This is a genomic window from Variovorax sp. (assembly GCF_035634955.1).
Lineage (GTDB): Bacteria > Pseudomonadota > Gammaproteobacteria > Burkholderiales > Burkholderiaceae_C > Variovorax.
Window position 1 is genome coordinate 1 of record NZ_DASQBZ010000007.1, and the last position, 16,180, is coordinate 16,180.

Genomic DNA, 16,180 nt, shown 5'->3' on the forward strand with positions numbered 1-16,180 from the left:
CTCCATGCCGGCCCGGCCTTGCTTGGTGGCCGGGTCCCATTGCACCGATCCGTCCGAGTAGTGGATCTTGCCCTCGACACGGGCGGGAGGAGGATAGACCGGTGACAGATCCTCGCTTTCCTTGAAGTCGAGGAACTCGGAAACGGTGCGTATCAGGTTCCGCTTCTCGACCTGCAGGGCGTGTCGATCCAGGAGACTGAGGCTGTCGTTGTTCCGCAGTTGATTCTCGATGACCGTGACGCGCTTGAGGCCACGGCGGTCGGTATCAAGGAACTCGTTGAGTGCCTTGGCCGCGGCGAATTCGGCGAGGCTGGTTTGGGTGAGGGCTTCCTGCTTTTCGGCTGAGTTGCGATCCATGCGCCAGACACGGGTCGCCTCGCTTCTGGCTTCTTCCGCCGCTATATACCCGTCACGCAACGCTTTGCCTTCCTCGGCCCATCGCTCCTGCAAACCTTTCCAGCGCGAACTTTCCAGTGCTGATTCGTCCATTGCTTCATTCCCCCGTTCCCATGTTCAAACAATCCTCCAAGGTGTAATGCTTGTCCCGAAGATCCTCGTAGATCACCCGCAACTCGGGGCGATCGTCTAGGGCCGCGCCGACGCGCAAGCGACGCAATACGCCAGCGGCGGGATCTCTATCCCAGGTTTGGGCTTCAACTTGATTCCAGCAATACAGACGCCGTATATCGGCCCGCTTCCCATAACCCAGGTCAAGGACCAATATGCCATCCGACCTTCTAAGGCCGGTTTGAGGTTGTAGTCTGCGAATGGGCTTTTCGAAGTGCCGGACCAGGGATCCCGCCAGATGCACATATCCTGACTTGCGGCGCGCAGCAAACTCAAGAGCCAGCCCGCGGTGAACATCCTTTGGATAGCCGTCGTCTCCGCTGAGCAGCTTGCCGCCGAGCCGGATCATGCATTCGGGGTGGCCCAATGCCGCACCGCGTTCGAGCCACTTCTTGTAGAGCTGGACGTATTCTTCCCCACCACTGGCCAAGGCGGTCATGAGGCACATGGCTCCTGTATCGCCTTGCTCGGCCAACGCTTCCAGGCGCTTCATGGGGCCTCGCATCGAGTACTCCTCCAGGGTTGCAGGCGACAGCACGCGCAGCGTGATGTAGGCGAGTTCGAATCCATCATTGGCCATCTGCATCCAGCGCTGCTCGCGCTTGACGGAATCGGCCGGGTTCAGATAGCGACGGCTACCAAGACTCCAAGAGGGAATCTCGCTGAACAGTTCCTGCTCGTAGGCAGCGCGCTTTTGCGGTGATAACTGCGCAGCCTTGGCGCTGTCGAACGGCGGCAGGTCGAGGCGCGGGAAGTACTCCGGATGGCGTTCAAATGCGACGTAGCCGCCGACAGACAGTACCGGCGCCAGCAGCGCTAGCAGCAGGACGAGCCATGTACGAAGTGGCTTGCTTTGATGTGCTCGCGATGCGCTCATTCGCTTTGCTCCCCCATTCCCATGTTCAGACAATCTTCCAAGGTGTAGTGCTTGTCCCGGAGATCCTCGTAGATCACCCGCAACTCGGGGCGATCGTCCAAACTCGCGCCGACGCGCAAGCGGCGTAGTATTGCGGCGGCGGTATCTATGTCCCAGGTTTGACTTTGAACCTGACGCCAACAATAGAGACGCCGTATATCGGCCCGCTTCCCATATCCCAGATCAACGACCAATGTGCCATCCGGCATTCTGAGGCCGCTTTGCGGCTGCAATCTGCGAATGGGCTTCTCGAAATGCTGCGTCAGCGATCCGACCAGATGGACATATCCTGACTTGCGGCGCGCAGCAAACTCCAGGGCCAAACCGCGTTGAACGTCCTTTGAGTAGCCGTCGTCTCCGCTGAGCAGCTTGCCACCGAGTCGGATCATGCATTCGGGGTGCCCCAACGCCGCACCGCGTTCGAGCCACTTCTTGTAGAGCTGGACGTACTCTTCCCCACCACTGGCCAAGGCAGTCATCAGGCACATGGCTCCCGTATCCCCTTGCTCGGCCAACGCCTCCAGGCGCTTCATGGGGCCTCGCATCGAGTACTCTTCCAGGGTTGCAGGCGACAGCACGCGCAGCGTGATGTAGGCGAGTTCGAAGCCGTCGTTAGCCAGCTGCATCCAGCGCTGCTCGCGCTTGACGGAATCGGCCGGGTTCGGATAGCGACGAGTGCCGCGACTCCACCTGGGAATCTCAACGAACAGTTCCTGCTCATAAGCTGCGCGCTTCTGCGGCGACAACTGCGCAGCCTTGGCGCTGTCGAACGGCGGCAGGTCGAGGCGCGGAGGATCGTCCGGGTGGCATTCAAATGCGACGTAGCCGCCCACAGACACTACCGGCGCCAGCAGCGCCAGCAGCGCCAGCAGCAGGACCAGCCACGCACGAAGCTTCCTGCTTCGAGGCGCTTGCGTTGCGCTCATTCGCTGCTCCCGTGTCCCAAAGGCATTGGGCCGCCATCAGCCGGGTGCGGAAGTTCCAACACCGGAACTTGCGGCGCGCCGCGGAGCAACTTCTTGAAGTACGGATCCCTGTAGTAGAAGATCTTGTCGCCCATGATCGGGCGGCCGACGCCTTCGATGAGCACGATGGCCTTCTCCGGATCGAGGGCCTTGATCTCGTCGGGATTCATGAGTGGCCGGCGATCGATCACTTCGGTGACGCTGTAGCTGCCGCCTTGCCCGTATGAGCGCGTGCGCTGCTTGCGGCGCACGGTGGTCTCGCCCAGCATCTTGGAAAACTCGTCCGCGTCGCGCTGTTCGCGCGGTGCAAAGATCACCTGGCAGCCCAGGTTGGTGACCATGCCGCGCGCGGTTTCGGCGCCGTAGACGGCTTCGAGCTGCGCCACCGACTGGATGATCACCACGATGCGCACGCCGTAGCCGGCCAGCCAACTGGTGGCAGTCGGGATGATGTCCACCTTGCCGAGTGCCGTGAACTCATCGAGCATGAACAGGCATTGGTACTTCAGCGTCTCGTCGTGCTCGGGCAGCGTCGTGCCGTTGAGCTTGATCGCCTGCTCGAAGAAGAGATTCAGGATGCCCCTGGCCTCGACCAGCCTGGCCGGCGCAACCCCGACGTAGATGCTTTGCACCCTGCGGCGAAGGTCGCGCAGGTCGAAATCGTTCCCGCTCGTGGCTGCGTCCACGACCGGGTTGCCAAATATGCGCAACGGCGCCTGCGTGGTCGCGATGATCGAGCTGAATGTCTGGTCAGCCAGCTCGACCAGATTGCCCAGCCCCATCCGGGCCTTGTCGCCGGCAAATGGTGCGGTCATGTGCCGCCTGAAAACGTCCTGCTTGCTCTCGCCCGGCGCGCCAACCGCCGACAGAAAGCGGTAGACGTCGCCGAGTGTCGGCCAGGCTGGCTCTTCGGTCGGGGGTTGCCGCTGCCGGATGTCCAGCATCCGGTCGAACAGCCATTCGCAGACGGCCTGGAAAGCTCCGCGGCTGGCGTGCGTCCAGAACGGATCGTGCCCCGGCGTCTCCTTGTACAGGCTGCTGGCGATGGCTTCGATATCGGCGCTGCGCTGGTGGGGGTCGAGGCTGACGTAGCCGAACGGGTTCCAGCGATGAGAGCGCCTGTCCTCGGTGAATGGGTCGAACAGGAAGACCTGGCCGTACGTCGAGCGCTGCCCGGCCGTCTTCTCGTAGGCCTCGCGCTTGACGTCCAGGAACACGATCGATTGCCGCCAATGCAGGCCATTGGGTATGGCCGTGCTGACGCCCTTGCCGCTGCGCGTTGGACTGGCCAGCAGCATGTGCTTGTCCTTGATGCTGACGAACCTGCCGTCGACGCGACACGCGGCGATGATGCCCGCTGGATGGTCGCCCAGGGCCTTGTGCCTGGCGAGATCCGCGCGGGTGGCAAACCGGGCTTCGCCATAGAGCGCACGCTCCTTCGGCCTGAAGAGAGGAACGAGCAGGAACAGCCACGCCAGCAGTGGCAGGCCCATGCCTGCGGCTCCGGCGAGCCGGATCCTCGTCGCAAAAGGCTGCAACTGGGGCAGTTCGATGGCCCGGAAGTAGCGCCAATGGGTGGTGGGCTCTAGCGGCAGCTGCAGGTTCAGCAGCACAAGCGTCAGATAGCCCGACAGATACGCCCCAGCCACGAGTGCGACGAACAGCATCGCCAGCGCGAGCCCGCTCCTTGCAAGCGTTCCCATGCTTGCCCTCCCTTCGTCATTTCTTGCTGGCGAAAGGATAGCGGGCGTGCAGGTTCAATCCGGCAATGGTCCGGTAGCAATTGCCACCCAGTTGACGCATGGACGGGGCCTTACCGGCCGCCGGTCACCCCGTCTTCAGTCGGTCACCCCGACCGTCAGTCGGTCGGCAGCGGCCTCGGCCTGCCGTTGTCGTCGATCGCCACGTACGTCAGCGTCGCCTCGGTCACTTTCACGTACTCGCCCTGCGCGCGCACGCGCTCGGCGAATACCTCGACTTTCACCGTGACCGAAGTACGGCCGACCCGGGTGACGGCGGCGTAGAAGGACAGCAGGTCGCCCACCTTGACCGCCTGCTTGAAGACGAACTCGTTAACCGCCACCGTGGCCATGCGGCCCTTTGTGTAGCGCGCCGGGATCACCGAGCCGGCCAGGTCCACCTGGGCCATGACCCAGCCCCCGAAGATGTCGCCGTTGCCGTTGGTGTCCGCCGGCATCGGAATCACCTTGAGCACCAGCTCCATGTCGGCTGGCAGGCTGCGCAGTGGGGGCGTTGACGGAGCTTCGGCGCCTGAACGGGTGGACATGGGCACAATCCTTGACAAACAAGTTTCCACGATTGTCCCCCATGCGTCGCAGCGGCGAAGCCCTGGCTTCCTCTTCTCCCCACCACCGCGCCGGCCCGGGCGAGCCCGGGCGGCGCTCCCGCTCGGACGGCGCCACGCTGGCCCGCCTGTTTCCCTACCTGTGGCACTACAAGTGGCGGGTGCTGCTGGCACTGGGCTTCATGGTCGGCGCCAAGGTGGCCAACGTGGGCGTTCCGATCCTGCTCAAGCACCTGGTGGACGCCATGACGATCCAGCCGGGCGACCCGCGCGCGCTGCTGGTGGTGCCGGCGGCGTTGCTTCTGGGCTACGGACTGCTGAGGTTCTCGACGTCGCTGTTCACCGAACTGCGCGAACTGGTCTTTGCCAAGGCGACCGAGGGCGCGTCGCGCCGGATCGCGCTGGAGGTTTTCCGCCACTTGCACAGCCTGAGCCTGCGCTTTCATCTCGAGCGCCAGACCGGCGGCATGACGCGCGACATCGAGCGCGGCACGCAGGCGGTGCATTCGCTCATCTCGTATTCGCTCTACAGCATCGTGCCGACGCTGATCGAGCTGACGCTGGTGCTGTCGATCCTGGCGGTGCGGTTCGACCCGTGGTTCGCGGTCATCACCGGCGTGGCGCTGGTGCTGTACATCTTCTTCACGGTGGCGGTGACCGAGTGGCGCACCCAGTTCCGGCGCACCATGAACGAGCTGGGCGCCCGCGCCCAGAGCCGGGCCATCGATTCGCTGCTGAACTACGAAACCGTCAAGTACTTCAACAACGAGGACTTCGAGGCCCGGCGCTACGACGAGAACCTGGAGCGCTACCGCCAGATCGCCGTCAAGAGCCAGACGACGCTGTCGATGCTCAACACCGGCCAGCAGCTGCTGATCGCGCTGAGCCTGGTGGCCATGCTGTGGCGCGCCACCCAGGGCGTGGTCGACGGCCGCATGACGCTGGGCGATCTGGTCATGGTCAACGCCTTCATGATCCAGCTGTACATCCCGCTGAATTTCCTGGGCGTGCTGTACCGCGAGATCAAGCAGAACCTGACCGATCTCGACCGCATGTTCGCCCTGCTCGAGCGCGAGCGCGAAGTGGCCGACGCGGCCGGCGCGCAGCCGCTGGCGCTGGCCGGCGGCGACGCCACCGTGCGTTTCGAGCACGTGGCCTTCGCCTACGAGCCGGCGCGCACCATCCTGCACGGAGTGAGCTTCGAGATCCCGAGCGGCAAGACGGTGGCGGTGGTCGGGCCGTCCGGCTCCGGCAAGTCGACGCTGGCGCGCCTGCTGTACCGCTTCTACGACCTGCAGCAGGGCCGGATCACCATTGGCGGGCAGGACATCCGGGAGGTGACGCAGTCGAGCCTGCGCCGCGCCATCGGCATCGTGCCGCAGGACACGGTGCTGTTCAACGACACCATCGAATACAACATTGCGTATGGTCGGGCCGGCGCCAGCCACGATGAGGTGGTGGCGGCCGCCAAGGCCGCGCGGATCCACGACTTCATCATGGCCACCCCGGGCGGCTACGAGACCATGGTCGGCGAGCGCGGCCTGAAGCTGTCCGGTGGCGAGAAGCAGCGCGTGGCCATCGCCCGCACGTTGCTCAAGAACCCGCCCGTTCTCATCTTCGACGAAGCCACTTCGGCGCTGGACTCGGCCAACGAGCGCGCCATCCAGCACGAACTGCGCGGCGCCGCCCAGGGCAAGACCACGCTGGTCATCGCCCACCGCCTGTCGACCGTGGTCGACGCCCACGAGATCCTGGTGCTGGACGCCGGCGTGATCGTCGAGCGCGGCACGCATGCCCAATTGCTGGCCCGCAACGGCCGCTATGCGCAGATGTGGGCGCTGCAGCGCAGCGCCGACGTCGAGCAGTCAGTCCAGTTCATCGGAAAATAGAAGCGAGCGCCATGGCTGCACAGGAATATGCCGAATACGTCAGCCACGCGGACTTTTGCACCGGCCTTGCCGCCGGACGCATGCGCGTGGTGGTCAATCCCAAGCTGGCGCGGCGCTTCGTCACGCAGCGGCTGATGCTGATGATCTTCCTGATCCCGCTGATCGGCGTCGGGGTCGTCGTCGCGATGTCCGGCCAGGTATGGGCTGGCGGCGCGATCGTTGCGTTCGGCGTGATCCTGAACCGCGTGCTGATGTTCCAGGCCGGCAACATCGTGGTGCAACTGGCGCTGCGCGATGCCAAGGTCTATGAAAGCGTCACCCAGGACGGGGTGATGGAGGTGCGCCGCAATGGCGGCGCCTAGTCAATCTTCGAAGACACCATGAACGAACGCATTCCCCTGCTCGTACTCAACAGCCTGCTGCCCGCGCACCAGGCCCAGATCGCCGAGGCCTACGACCTCGTCTATGCGCCCACGGCCGAGACCCGGGCCGAGGCCGTGGCCCGCCATGGCGCGCGCTTTCGCGCGGTGCTCACCATCGGGGTGATCGGCCTCACCCCGGCCGAGCTGGCGGCCATGCCCGCACTGGAACTGGTGTGCTGCCTCGGAGCGGGTTACGAGTGCCTGCCCATGGAGCAACTCAGGGCGCGCGGCATCGTCACCGCCAATGGCGCCGGCACCAACGACGACTGCGTGGCCGACCACGCATTCGGGTTGCTCATCGGCATCGTGCGCGGCATGCGCATGCTGGACCGGCAGTGCAGGGACGGCGTCTGGCGCGAATCGATCGCGCAGCCGCCCAATGTCTCGGGCAAGAAGCTGGGCATCTTCGGCCTGGGCACCATCGGCCAGAAGATCGCCAAGCGCGCTGCCGGGTTCGGCATGCCGGTGGGCTATCACAACCGCAAGCCGCGCGAAGGCGTCGCGCACCGCTATTTCGACAGCCTCGAGAACCTTGCGCGATGGTGCGACGTCCTGGTGTGCGCCACGCCCGGCGGGCCTGCCACCCGCCACGCGATCGACGCGCGCGTGCTCGACGCCCTCGGACCGCGCGGGTTTCTCGTCAACATCTCGCGCGGCACCGTGGTCGATACCGAGGCACTGGCCGCCGCCCTGCGCGAGGGGCGCCTGGCCGGTGCGGGCCTCGACGTCTACGAAAGCGAGCCCAACCGCCCCGAGCCGCTGGTGGGGCTCGACAACGTGCTGCTGACGCCGCACATGGCCGGCTGGTCGCCCGAAGCCACCCAGGCCAGCGTGGACCGCTTCCTGGCCAACGCGGCCGGGCATTTCAGCGGCCTGGGCGTCGTCTCGCCCATCTGACGACGCCGCGCCCGGACGGCGGGCGGCAGCGCCGCCGGCCCTTGCCCGGGGCACCTTGAGCGCTTCTTGGCACGCATGTTGCGTCGGGCAAAGCCCGTGTGCGCGTGCCGTTCGGGTTCTTCCCATTGGGAATCGGGGCCACATTGCCGCAAACTGGTTGCAAACAGCAATCGTTGCCGAAGGAATCTACCTGCGTGTGATTACTTCGCAACGATTGACTGTTTTTTGCTGTCGTCAAACATCTACTCAAGGAGTGTCCATGCTGTTCAAGAAGACCCTGACGGCCATGCTGGTGGGCGGTGCGCTCGCATTCGGTGCATGCGCGCAGGCCGAATCGGTGCTGCGCGTCGTGCCGCAGAGCGATCTGAAGATCCTCGATCCGATCTGGACCACGGCCTTCATCACCCGCGACTACGGCTACGCGGTGTACGACACCCTGTTCGGCGTGGACGTCAAGGGCAAGGTGCACCCGCAGATGGTGGGCGACTACAAGTCCAGCGAGGACGGCAAGGTCTGGACCTTCACGCTGCGCGACGGACTGGCCTTCCACGACGGCAAGCCGGTCACGTCCGAAGACGTCATCCAGTCGGTCAAGCGCTGGGGCCAGCGCGACGCCCTGGGCCAGCGGATGATGGCGGCGCTCGACACCTTCACTGCCAAGGACGACAAGACCTTCGTCATGACCTTCCGCACGCCCTTCCGCATGGTGCTGGAGGCGCTGTCCAAGCCGTCGTCCAATCCGCCGTTCATCATGCCCAAGGCGGTGGCCGAGACGCCGGCCGACCAGCAGATCAAGGGAACCATCGGCTCGGGCCCGTTCATCTTCAAGGCTGACGAATATCGTCCGGGCGAGCGCATCGTCTTCGTCAAGAACACCAAGTACGTGCCGCGCCAGGAGCCGGCCGACGGCACCGCCGGCGGCAAGGTGGTGAAGGTCGACCGCATGGAGTGGGTGGTGCAGAACGACCCGCAGACGGCGGCCAATGCGCTGGCCGCCGGCGAGGTCGACATGATCGAGTTCATGCCGCCCGAGCAGTACAAGGCCTTGCAGGACAACCCCAAGATCGTGCTCGACACGCAGGTGCCCGCCGGCTCCTATGCGTTGCACCTGAATCGGCTGGTGCCGCCGTTCAACAACACCAAGATCGCGCAGGCCGCCTTCATGGCCATCAACCAGGAGGCGCTCATGCGCGCCGGGTTGAACCACAAGGAGCTGTACAACACCAACACCTCGATCTACCCGACCGGCTCGCTGTACCACTCGACCAAGGGCACGTCGTATTTCACGGGCAAGCCGCAGTTCGAGAAGGCCAAGGCCCTGCTCAAGGAGGCCGGCTACAAGGGCGAGCCGATCGTGCTGATGAACCCGAGCACCTTCCCGGTGCTCAACAAGTTCCCGTCGGTCATGGCCGCGCTGCTGCGCCAGGCCGGGTTCACGGTGGATCTGCAGTCGATGGACTGGCCCACGCTGGTCACCCGGCGCGCCATGAAGACCCCGGCCGACCAGGGCGGCTGGAACGCCTTCATCACCGGCTGGTTCTATGCCGACAATTTCAACCCGGCGTACTACGCGCCGATGACCGGCAACGGCGAGAAGGGCTGGTTCGGCTGGACCACGGACGACAAGCTCGAGCAGCTCAAGACGGATTTCATGAACGCCGGCACCGACGACGAGCGCCAGAAGGCCGCCGCCGCGATCCAGGAGCGCGTGTACGACGCCGCCGTCTTCGCCCCGATCGGCGAATACAAGCCGCTGACGGCCTACCGCAAGGAGGCGGTCACCGGCCTGATCAAGTCGCCGGTGCAGGTGTACTGGGGCCTGGCCAAGAAGAACTGAGGCTTCGGCGATGCTGGCTTTCCTGCTGCGACGCATCGTCGCCACGCTGCCGGTGCTGGTGGTGGTCGCGCTCATCGTGTTCCTGATGACGCGGCTGGCGCCCGGCGATCCGGCTGCCGTCATCCTGGGCGACAACGCCACGGCCGAAAACGTGGCCAAGGTGCGCGCCGACCTCGGGCTGGACGATTCGGTGCCGGTGCAGTTCGCGCGTTGGGGCTGGCGTGTCCTGCACGGGAACCTGGGCGAGTCCTACTTCATGCGGATCCCGGTCAGCGAACTGATCGCCCAGCGCATCGAGCCGACCGTGTCGCTGGCCGCGCTGACGCTGGTGTTCACGCTGGCGCTGGCGATCCCGCTCGGCGTGGTGGCCGCGTGGCGCCACGGCGGCTGGCTCGACCGCCTGCTCATGGGCTTCTCGTCGCTCGGCTTCTCCATTCCCATCTTCGTCATCGGCTATCTGCTGATCTGGGCCTTCGCGCTCAAGCTCAAATGGCTGCCGGTGCAGGGTTACGACCGCATCGCCGAAGGCGTGCTGCCATGGCTGTCGCACCTGCTGCTGCCGGCGCTGGCGCTGTCGGTGATCTACATCGCGCTGATCGCCCGCGTCACCCGCGCCTCCGTGGCCGAGGCCATGACCGAGGACTACATCCGCACCGCGCGGGCCAAGGGTATCGGCGAGAAGCAGGTGCTCATCCGCCATGCGCTGGCCAATGCGGCGGTGCCCATCGTCACCGTGATCGGCATCGGCATCGCGTTGCTGATCGGCGGCGTCGTCGTCACCGAATCGGTGTTCAACATCCCCGGGCTGGGCAGCCTCACGGTGGATGCGGTGTTGTCGCGCGACTTCCCGCTCATCCAGGGCATCACGCTGTTCTTTTCGGTGATCTACGTGCTGATCAACCTGCTGGTGGACGTCAGCTACTTGGTCTTCGACCCCCGTATCCGGTATTGACCGGCTGCATGCGCGCACGCCAGGGGCGTGCCTTGATGATTGTGAGAGCGGTGACGACATGGTTGATTCGACGGTTCTGACTGCGGCCGAGGTGGCCGACCCCGCGCCGCGCCGGCGGCGCTCGCTGGGACGCAAGGTGCTGGCCAACTGGTCGGTGCGGCTCGGGGGCGGGTTTCTCTGCCTGCTGCTGTTGATGGCGCTGGCGGCGCCCTGGCTGGGCACCATCGATCCGACCGAGATGGATCCGGGCAGCGGCAACCTGCTGCCGGGGACGGTGGCCGAGTTCAACAGCCTCAGCGGCGAGTCCTTCCGCCACTGGTTCGTGATGGGCACCGACAGCCTGGGGCGCGACATCTGGAGCCGCGTGGTCTTCGGCGCCCGCGTCTCGCTGGTCGTGGGCGTCGCAGTGGCGGCCATCACGCTGGTGTTCGGGCTGGCCATCGGGTTGCTGGCAGGCTACTTCCGCCGGCTCGACGGGATCATCATGCGCGTCATGGACGGCGTGATGGCCATTCCCGGCATCCTGTTCGCGGTCAGCCTGGTGGCGATGTTCGGCGGCACCATGACCACGGTGGTCCTGGCGATCGCCGTGCCCGAAATCCCCCGCGTGGCGCGGCTCGTGCGCTCGGTGGTGCTGAGCGTGCGCGAAGAGCCGTACGTGGAAGCCGCCGTCGCGCTGGACACGCCGACCTGGAAGGTGATGCTCAGGCACATCCTGCCAAACGCGGTGGCGCCGCTGGTGATCCAGGCCACCTACGTCTGCGCCGCGGCCATCCTGGTCGAAGCCATCCTGTCGTTCCTGGGCGTGGGCCTGCCGGCCGAGACCGCCACCTGGGGAAACATCATGGCCGAGGGCCGGGCGCAGTTCAACCAGTACCCGCACAACGTGTTGTTCCCCGGCGCGCTGCTGGCGTTGACGGTGCTGTCGATCAACATGCTGGGCGATGGGCTGCGCGACGCGCTCGACCCCAAGTTCAACAAGCGCGGCGAGTGAGGAATCCGATGAACGCCCCCGACACAGCCGCCACGCAAGTGCACGACCCGGTGCTCGCCGTGGAAGACCTGGCCATCTCGCTGCCGCGCGGCGGCGACCGTTCGCATGCGGTGCAGCGGATCACTTTCGACGTGCGGCCCGGGCAGATCGTCTGCCTGCTGGGCGAATCGGGTTCGGGCAAGTCCGTGATCGCCAACGCCGTGATGGGCCTGCTGCCTTCGGGGCTGGTGCCGACCGCGGGGTCGATCCGCCTGCTCGGCCGCGAACTGGTGGGTGCGCCGCAGACCGAGTTCCGCGCGTTGCGCGGACCGGCCATGTCGATGGTGTTCCAGGAGCCGATGACCGCGCTCAACCCGGTCATGACCTGCGGCGAGCAGATCGACGAGATGCTGGCCCAGCACGTCGCGCTCGATCGCGCCGAGCGCCGCCGCAGGATCCTCGAGATCATGGCGCACGTGCGGCTGCCGGAGCCCGAGCGCATCTTCGCCTCGTACCCGCACCAGCTCTCGGGCGGCCAGCGCCAGCGCATCGTGATCGCCATTGCGCTCATTCTCAAGCCGGCGCTGCTGATCTGCGACGAGCCGACCACTGCCCTGGACGTGACCACGCAGGCAGAGATCCTGCGGCTCATCCTCGAACTGCAGCGCGAGAACGGCACCGCGGTGCTGTTCATCACGCACGACTTCGGCGTGGTGGCCGAGATCGCCGACGAAGTGGTGGTGCTGGAGCTGGGCCAGATGATCGAGAAGGGCGACAAGCACGAAGTGCTCACGCGCCCGCGCCAGCCCTACACCAAGATGCTGCTGGCGGCGGTGCCCGAGCTGTCGATACCCGACCGCCCCGGCCCGAAGGATGCCGAGCCGCTGCTGGCCGCGCGCCATGTCGAGAAGGTCTATCGCACCGGTTCGTGGCCCGGCAAGCGGCGCGAGGTGCATGCGGTGCGCAACGCGTCGCTGACGGTGCGGCCGATGGAAACCGTGGGCATCGTCGGCGAGTCGGGGTCGGGCAAGTCGACGCTGGCGCGCTGCGTCGCGCGGCTGATCGACACCACCTCGGGCGACATCCTGTCCGGCGGCCGGTCGGTGGCGCGCCTGCGGGGGCGGGCGCTGTCGCCGTTCCGGCGAGAGGTCCAGGTGATCTTCCAGGACCCGTACCGGTCGCTCAATCCGCGCCAGACCGTGGGGGCGTCGATCATCGAGGGGCCGCTCAATTTCGGCGTCAGCCGCGCCGATGCCTGGCGCCGGGCCGAGGAGCTGATGCACCTCGTGCGCCTCAAGCCCGAGGCGCTGCAGCGCTATCCCAGCGAATTCTCAGGCGGGCAGCGCCAGCGCATCTCCATCGCCCGCGCACTGGCATGCGAGCCCAAGGTGCTGATCGCCGACGAGGCGGTCTCCGCGCTGGACGTCTCGGTGCAGGCGCAGATCCTCAAGCTGCTCGACGAGATCCAGCGCGCCACGTCGATCGGCATCGTCTTCATCACCCACGACCTGCGCGTGGCCAGCCAGATATGCGATCGTGTCGTGGTCATGCACCAGGGCAGCATCGTCGAGGAAGGGCCTGTGTCCGAGGTCTTCTTCGCGCCGCGCGAGGACTACACGCGCCGCCTGCTGGCCGCCGCGCCGGGCCAGGGCTTCCATTTCGCGCGGGGCTGAGAATCGGGCCGCCGCGTCCATCAACGGAACAGGAATTCCATGAGAGTCTTCATCGCCGGCTTCCAGCACGAAACCAACACCTTCGCGCCGAGCAAGGCCGACTGGGCCGCCTTCGAGGCCGGCTCGGGCTTCCCGCCGTATCGGCGCGGCGCCGCCATCATCGAGGCCTACCGTGGCCGGGCGATCCCGGTCGGCGGCTTCATCGACCTGGCGGATGCGCGCGGCTGGTCGCTCGTCGGCTCGGTCTGGGCGGGGGCCAACCCATCGGCGCACGTCACGCAGGACGCCTTCGAGCGCATCGCGTCCGAGATGGTCGAGGACCTGCGCGCCGCGCAGGCCGATGGCGGGGTCGACGCGGTCTATCTCGACCTGCACGGCGCGGCCGTGACGGAACACCTGGAAGACCCCGAAGGCGAACTGCTGGCGCGCATCCGCGCCGAGGTCGGCCCGCTCACGCCCATCGTCGCCAGCCTCGACCTGCATGCCAACGTCACCGCGCGGATGCTGGCCGAGGCCGACGCGCTGGCGGCCTACCGCACCTATCCGCACATCGACATGGCCGATACCGGCCGCCTCGCCGGCCGGCTGCTCGAGCGGCGCCTCGAGCGCGGCGAGCGCGAACCGCTGGCCGTGCGCCGACTGTCCTTCCTGCTGTCGCTCAACGCGCAGTGCACCATGATGGCGCCGGCCGACGCGGTGTACGCGCAGCTCGAGGCGCTGGACGCCGCGCATGACGTCGTGCTGAGCTTCGCCATGGGCTTTCCGGCGGCCGACATCGCCGAATGCGGCCCGGTCGTCTGGGGCTACGGCGACGAGGCCGAGGCCGCGGTTGCCACGCTGTTCGCGCGCATCGACCAGCCGCGCAGCCAGTGGCAATTGGACCTGCGCAGCCCGGAAGACGCGGTGCGCGAAGCGCTGGCTCTCGCGGCCGACGCCGGCAAGCCCGTGGTCATCGCCGACACCCAGGACAATCCCGGCGCCGGCGGCGACGGCAACACCACCGGCATGCTGCGGGCGCTCCTCGCGCTCGAGGCAGGCGCACGGTTTCCGGGGCAGGTGGCGCTGGGCGTGCTTGCCGACCCGCGCAGCGCGGCGCAGGCCCATGCCGCCGGCGTCGGCGCCCGCATCGAGGTCACGCTGGGCGAATCGGTGCCGACCTGGGGCGGGCAGGTGAGCGACGCGCCGGTGCGGGCCAGCGCCGTCGTGCGCCGCCTGTCCGACGGCAAGGTCACGCTCAAGGGCCCGATGGGCATGGGCGGCACCGTCACCCTCGGGCCCAGCGCCTGCCTGGACATCGACGGCGTGCTGGTTTCCGTGTCTTCGCTCAAGACCCAGATGCTCGATCGCGAGTTCTACCGCTTCGTCGGCATCGAGCCCGAACAGATGAAGGTGCTGGTCAACAAGAGCTCGGTGCACTTTCGCGCCGACTTCGCCCCCATTGCCAGCCACATCCTGGTGGCCAAGGCGCCCGGCCCGATGGCGGTGGACCCGGTAGACCTGCCCTGGACGCGCCTGCCCGACACCATGGCGCGACGCCCCTGAATCCTCCGTCTCCCACTTCTACCGTCCGATACCTCACATGACCAAGAGTGCAGAAACCTACCTGAGCTACATGCGCGCGCATGCCGACGAGTTCGTGACCGTGCGCCATGCCATCCACCAGCACCCGGAGCTCGGCTTCGAGGAGCACCAGACCAGCGCACTGGTGGCCGAGCGCCTCCAGAGCTGGGGCTACCAGGTCGAGCGCGGCCTGGGCGGCACTGGCGTGGTGGGCCAGCTGCGGCGTGGCGACGGGTCGCGCAAGGTCGGCATTCGCGCCGACATGGATGCGCTGCCGATCGAGGAGAAGACCGGCCTGGCCTACCGCAGCAACCGTCCGGGCATCATGCATGCCTGCGGCCACGACGGGCACACGGCCATGCTGCTGGGCGCGGCGAAGTACCTGGCCGAGGAGGGCGACTTCTCCGGCACGCTGAACCTGATCTTCCAGCCGGCAGAGGAAGGCATGGGCGGCGCCGTGCGGATGATGGACGACGGCTTGTTCGAGAAGTACCCGTGCGACAGCATCTATGCCATGCACAACGCGCCCGGGCGTCCGCAGGGCGAGTTGATCTTCCGGACCGGCGCGGCCATGGCTTCGTCGGACTACGCCACCGTCACCCTGCACGGCGTCGGCGGCCATGGCGCCATGCCGCATTCGACCAAGGACCCGATCGTTGCCGCGGCCAGCATCGTCATGGCGCTGCAGACCATCGTCGCGCGCAACGTCGATCCGCAGGAGATGGCCATCATCACCGTCGGCGCCATCCACGCCGGCCAGGCCAACAACGTGATTCCCCAGACCTGCACGCTGGAGATCAGCATGCGGGCGCTGCAGCGCGAAACGCGCGTCCTGCTCGAGCAGCGCCTCAAGGCGGTGGTCAAGGCGCAGGCCGAGAGCTACGGCGTGCGCGCCGAGATCGACTTCCGCCCCGGCTACGCGGTGCTGGTCAACACGCCCGAGGAAACCGAATTCGCCCGTGGCGTGGCGCGTGCGCTGGTCGGCGACCAGCACGTCGTGGCGCAGGCGCCCGCGGTGCCGGCCAGCGAGGACTTTGCCTTCATGCTCGAGAAGCGGCCGGGTTGCTACCTGAACATCGGCAACGGCAGGGGCGAAGAGCATGGCGCCTGCATGGTCCACAACCCCGGTTACGATTTCAACGACAGCAACCTGCCCATCGGGGCCGCCTACTGGGCGATGCTGGCGGAAACCTACCTGCGATAACCCCCATCGCCGGACCCGGT

General features: G+C 66.6%; 14 protein-coding genes. 9 read left to right on the top strand and 5 right to left on the bottom strand.

Going from position 1 to position 16,180, the window contains the following annotated elements:
* The 5 genes from VES41_RS02155 to VES41_RS02175 form a co-directional block, all read right to left on the bottom strand.
* Positions 1-489, bottom strand: a 489-nt coding sequence (locus tag VES41_RS02155; RefSeq protein WP_324812403.1) for a hypothetical protein, incomplete at its 3' end; no start/stop codon positions are given.
* Between the two features lie 4 nt (positions 490-493).
* Positions 494-1,444, bottom strand: coding sequence for a hypothetical protein (locus VES41_RS02160; protein WP_324812405.1), 951 nt, complete (start codon positions 1,442-1,444; stop codon positions 494-496).
* On the bottom strand, positions 1,441-2,409 hold the full coding sequence (locus VES41_RS02165) for a hypothetical protein (protein WP_324812407.1): 969 nt from the start codon (positions 2,407-2,409) through the stop codon (positions 1,441-1,443). Before VES41_RS02165 ends, VES41_RS02160 begins: the two co-directional genes overlap by 4 nt.
* Positions 2,406-4,151 carry a type IV secretory system conjugative DNA transfer family protein gene (locus VES41_RS02170; RefSeq protein WP_324812409.1) on the bottom strand — a complete coding sequence of 582 codons (1,746 nt, stop codon included), beginning with the start codon at positions 4,149-4,151 and terminating at the stop codon, positions 2,406-2,408. The genes VES41_RS02165 and VES41_RS02170 overlap by 4 nt, the downstream gene beginning before the upstream one ends.
* Before the next feature lie 155 nt (positions 4,152-4,306).
* A complete protein-coding gene (locus tag VES41_RS02175) occupies positions 4,307-4,735 on the bottom strand; it encodes an acyl-CoA thioesterase (protein WP_324812411.1) in 429 nt (142 codons plus the stop codon).
* Positions 4,736-4,776: 41 nt separating this feature from the next.
* On the opposite strand from VES41_RS02175, the gene VES41_RS02180 reads away from it, so the two are divergent.
* The 9 genes from VES41_RS02180 to VES41_RS02220 all read left to right on the top strand — a co-directional run bounded on the left by VES41_RS02180 (position 4,777) and on the right by VES41_RS02220 (position 16,160).
* Positions 4,777-6,642 carry an ABC transporter ATP-binding protein/permease gene (locus VES41_RS02180; RefSeq protein ID WP_324812414.1) on the top strand — a complete coding sequence of 622 codons (1,866 nt, stop codon included), beginning with the start codon at positions 4,777-4,779 and terminating at the stop codon, positions 6,640-6,642.
* A gap of 11 nt (positions 6,643-6,653) precedes the next feature.
* Positions 6,654-7,004 carry a hypothetical protein gene (locus VES41_RS02185; RefSeq protein WP_324812416.1) on the top strand — a complete coding sequence of 117 codons (351 nt, stop codon included), beginning with the start codon at positions 6,654-6,656 and terminating at the stop codon, positions 7,002-7,004.
* 18 nt (positions 7,005-7,022) lie between these two features.
* The gene (locus VES41_RS02190) at positions 7,023-7,961 is read left to right on the top strand and encodes a 2-hydroxyacid dehydrogenase (RefSeq protein ID WP_324812418.1); all 939 of its coding nucleotides are present in this window, start codon (positions 7,023-7,025) and stop codon (positions 7,959-7,961) included.
* Positions 7,962-8,220: 259 nt separating this feature from the next.
* Complete coding sequence (locus VES41_RS02195; RefSeq protein WP_324812421.1) at positions 8,221-9,798, top strand: ABC transporter substrate-binding protein; 1,578 nt, start codon at positions 8,221-8,223, stop codon at positions 9,796-9,798.
* A gap of 10 nt (positions 9,799-9,808) precedes the next feature.
* The gene (locus tag VES41_RS02200; protein WP_324812424.1) at positions 9,809-10,750 is read left to right on the top strand and encodes an ABC transporter permease; all 942 of its coding nucleotides are present in this window, start codon (positions 9,809-9,811) and stop codon (positions 10,748-10,750) included.
* Positions 10,751-10,808: 58 nt separating this feature from the next.
* A complete protein-coding gene (locus tag VES41_RS02205) occupies positions 10,809-11,744 on the top strand; it encodes an ABC transporter permease (RefSeq protein WP_324812427.1) in 936 nt (311 codons plus the stop codon).
* A gap of 8 nt (positions 11,745-11,752) precedes the next feature.
* Complete coding sequence (locus VES41_RS02210) at positions 11,753-13,396, top strand: ABC transporter ATP-binding protein (RefSeq protein WP_324812430.1); 1,644 nt, start codon at positions 11,753-11,755, stop codon at positions 13,394-13,396.
* Between the two features lie 39 nt (positions 13,397-13,435).
* Positions 13,436-14,938 (top strand): M81 family metallopeptidase, encoded by a 1,503-nt coding sequence (locus VES41_RS02215; RefSeq protein ID WP_324812433.1) that lies wholly within the window; start codon positions 13,436-13,438, stop codon positions 14,936-14,938.
* Positions 14,939-14,975: 37 nt separating this feature from the next.
* On the top strand, positions 14,976-16,160 hold the full coding sequence (locus VES41_RS02220; RefSeq protein ID WP_324812435.1) for a M20 aminoacylase family protein: 1,185 nt from the start codon (positions 14,976-14,978) through the stop codon (positions 16,158-16,160).
* Positions 16,161-16,180 lie beyond the last annotated feature (20 nt).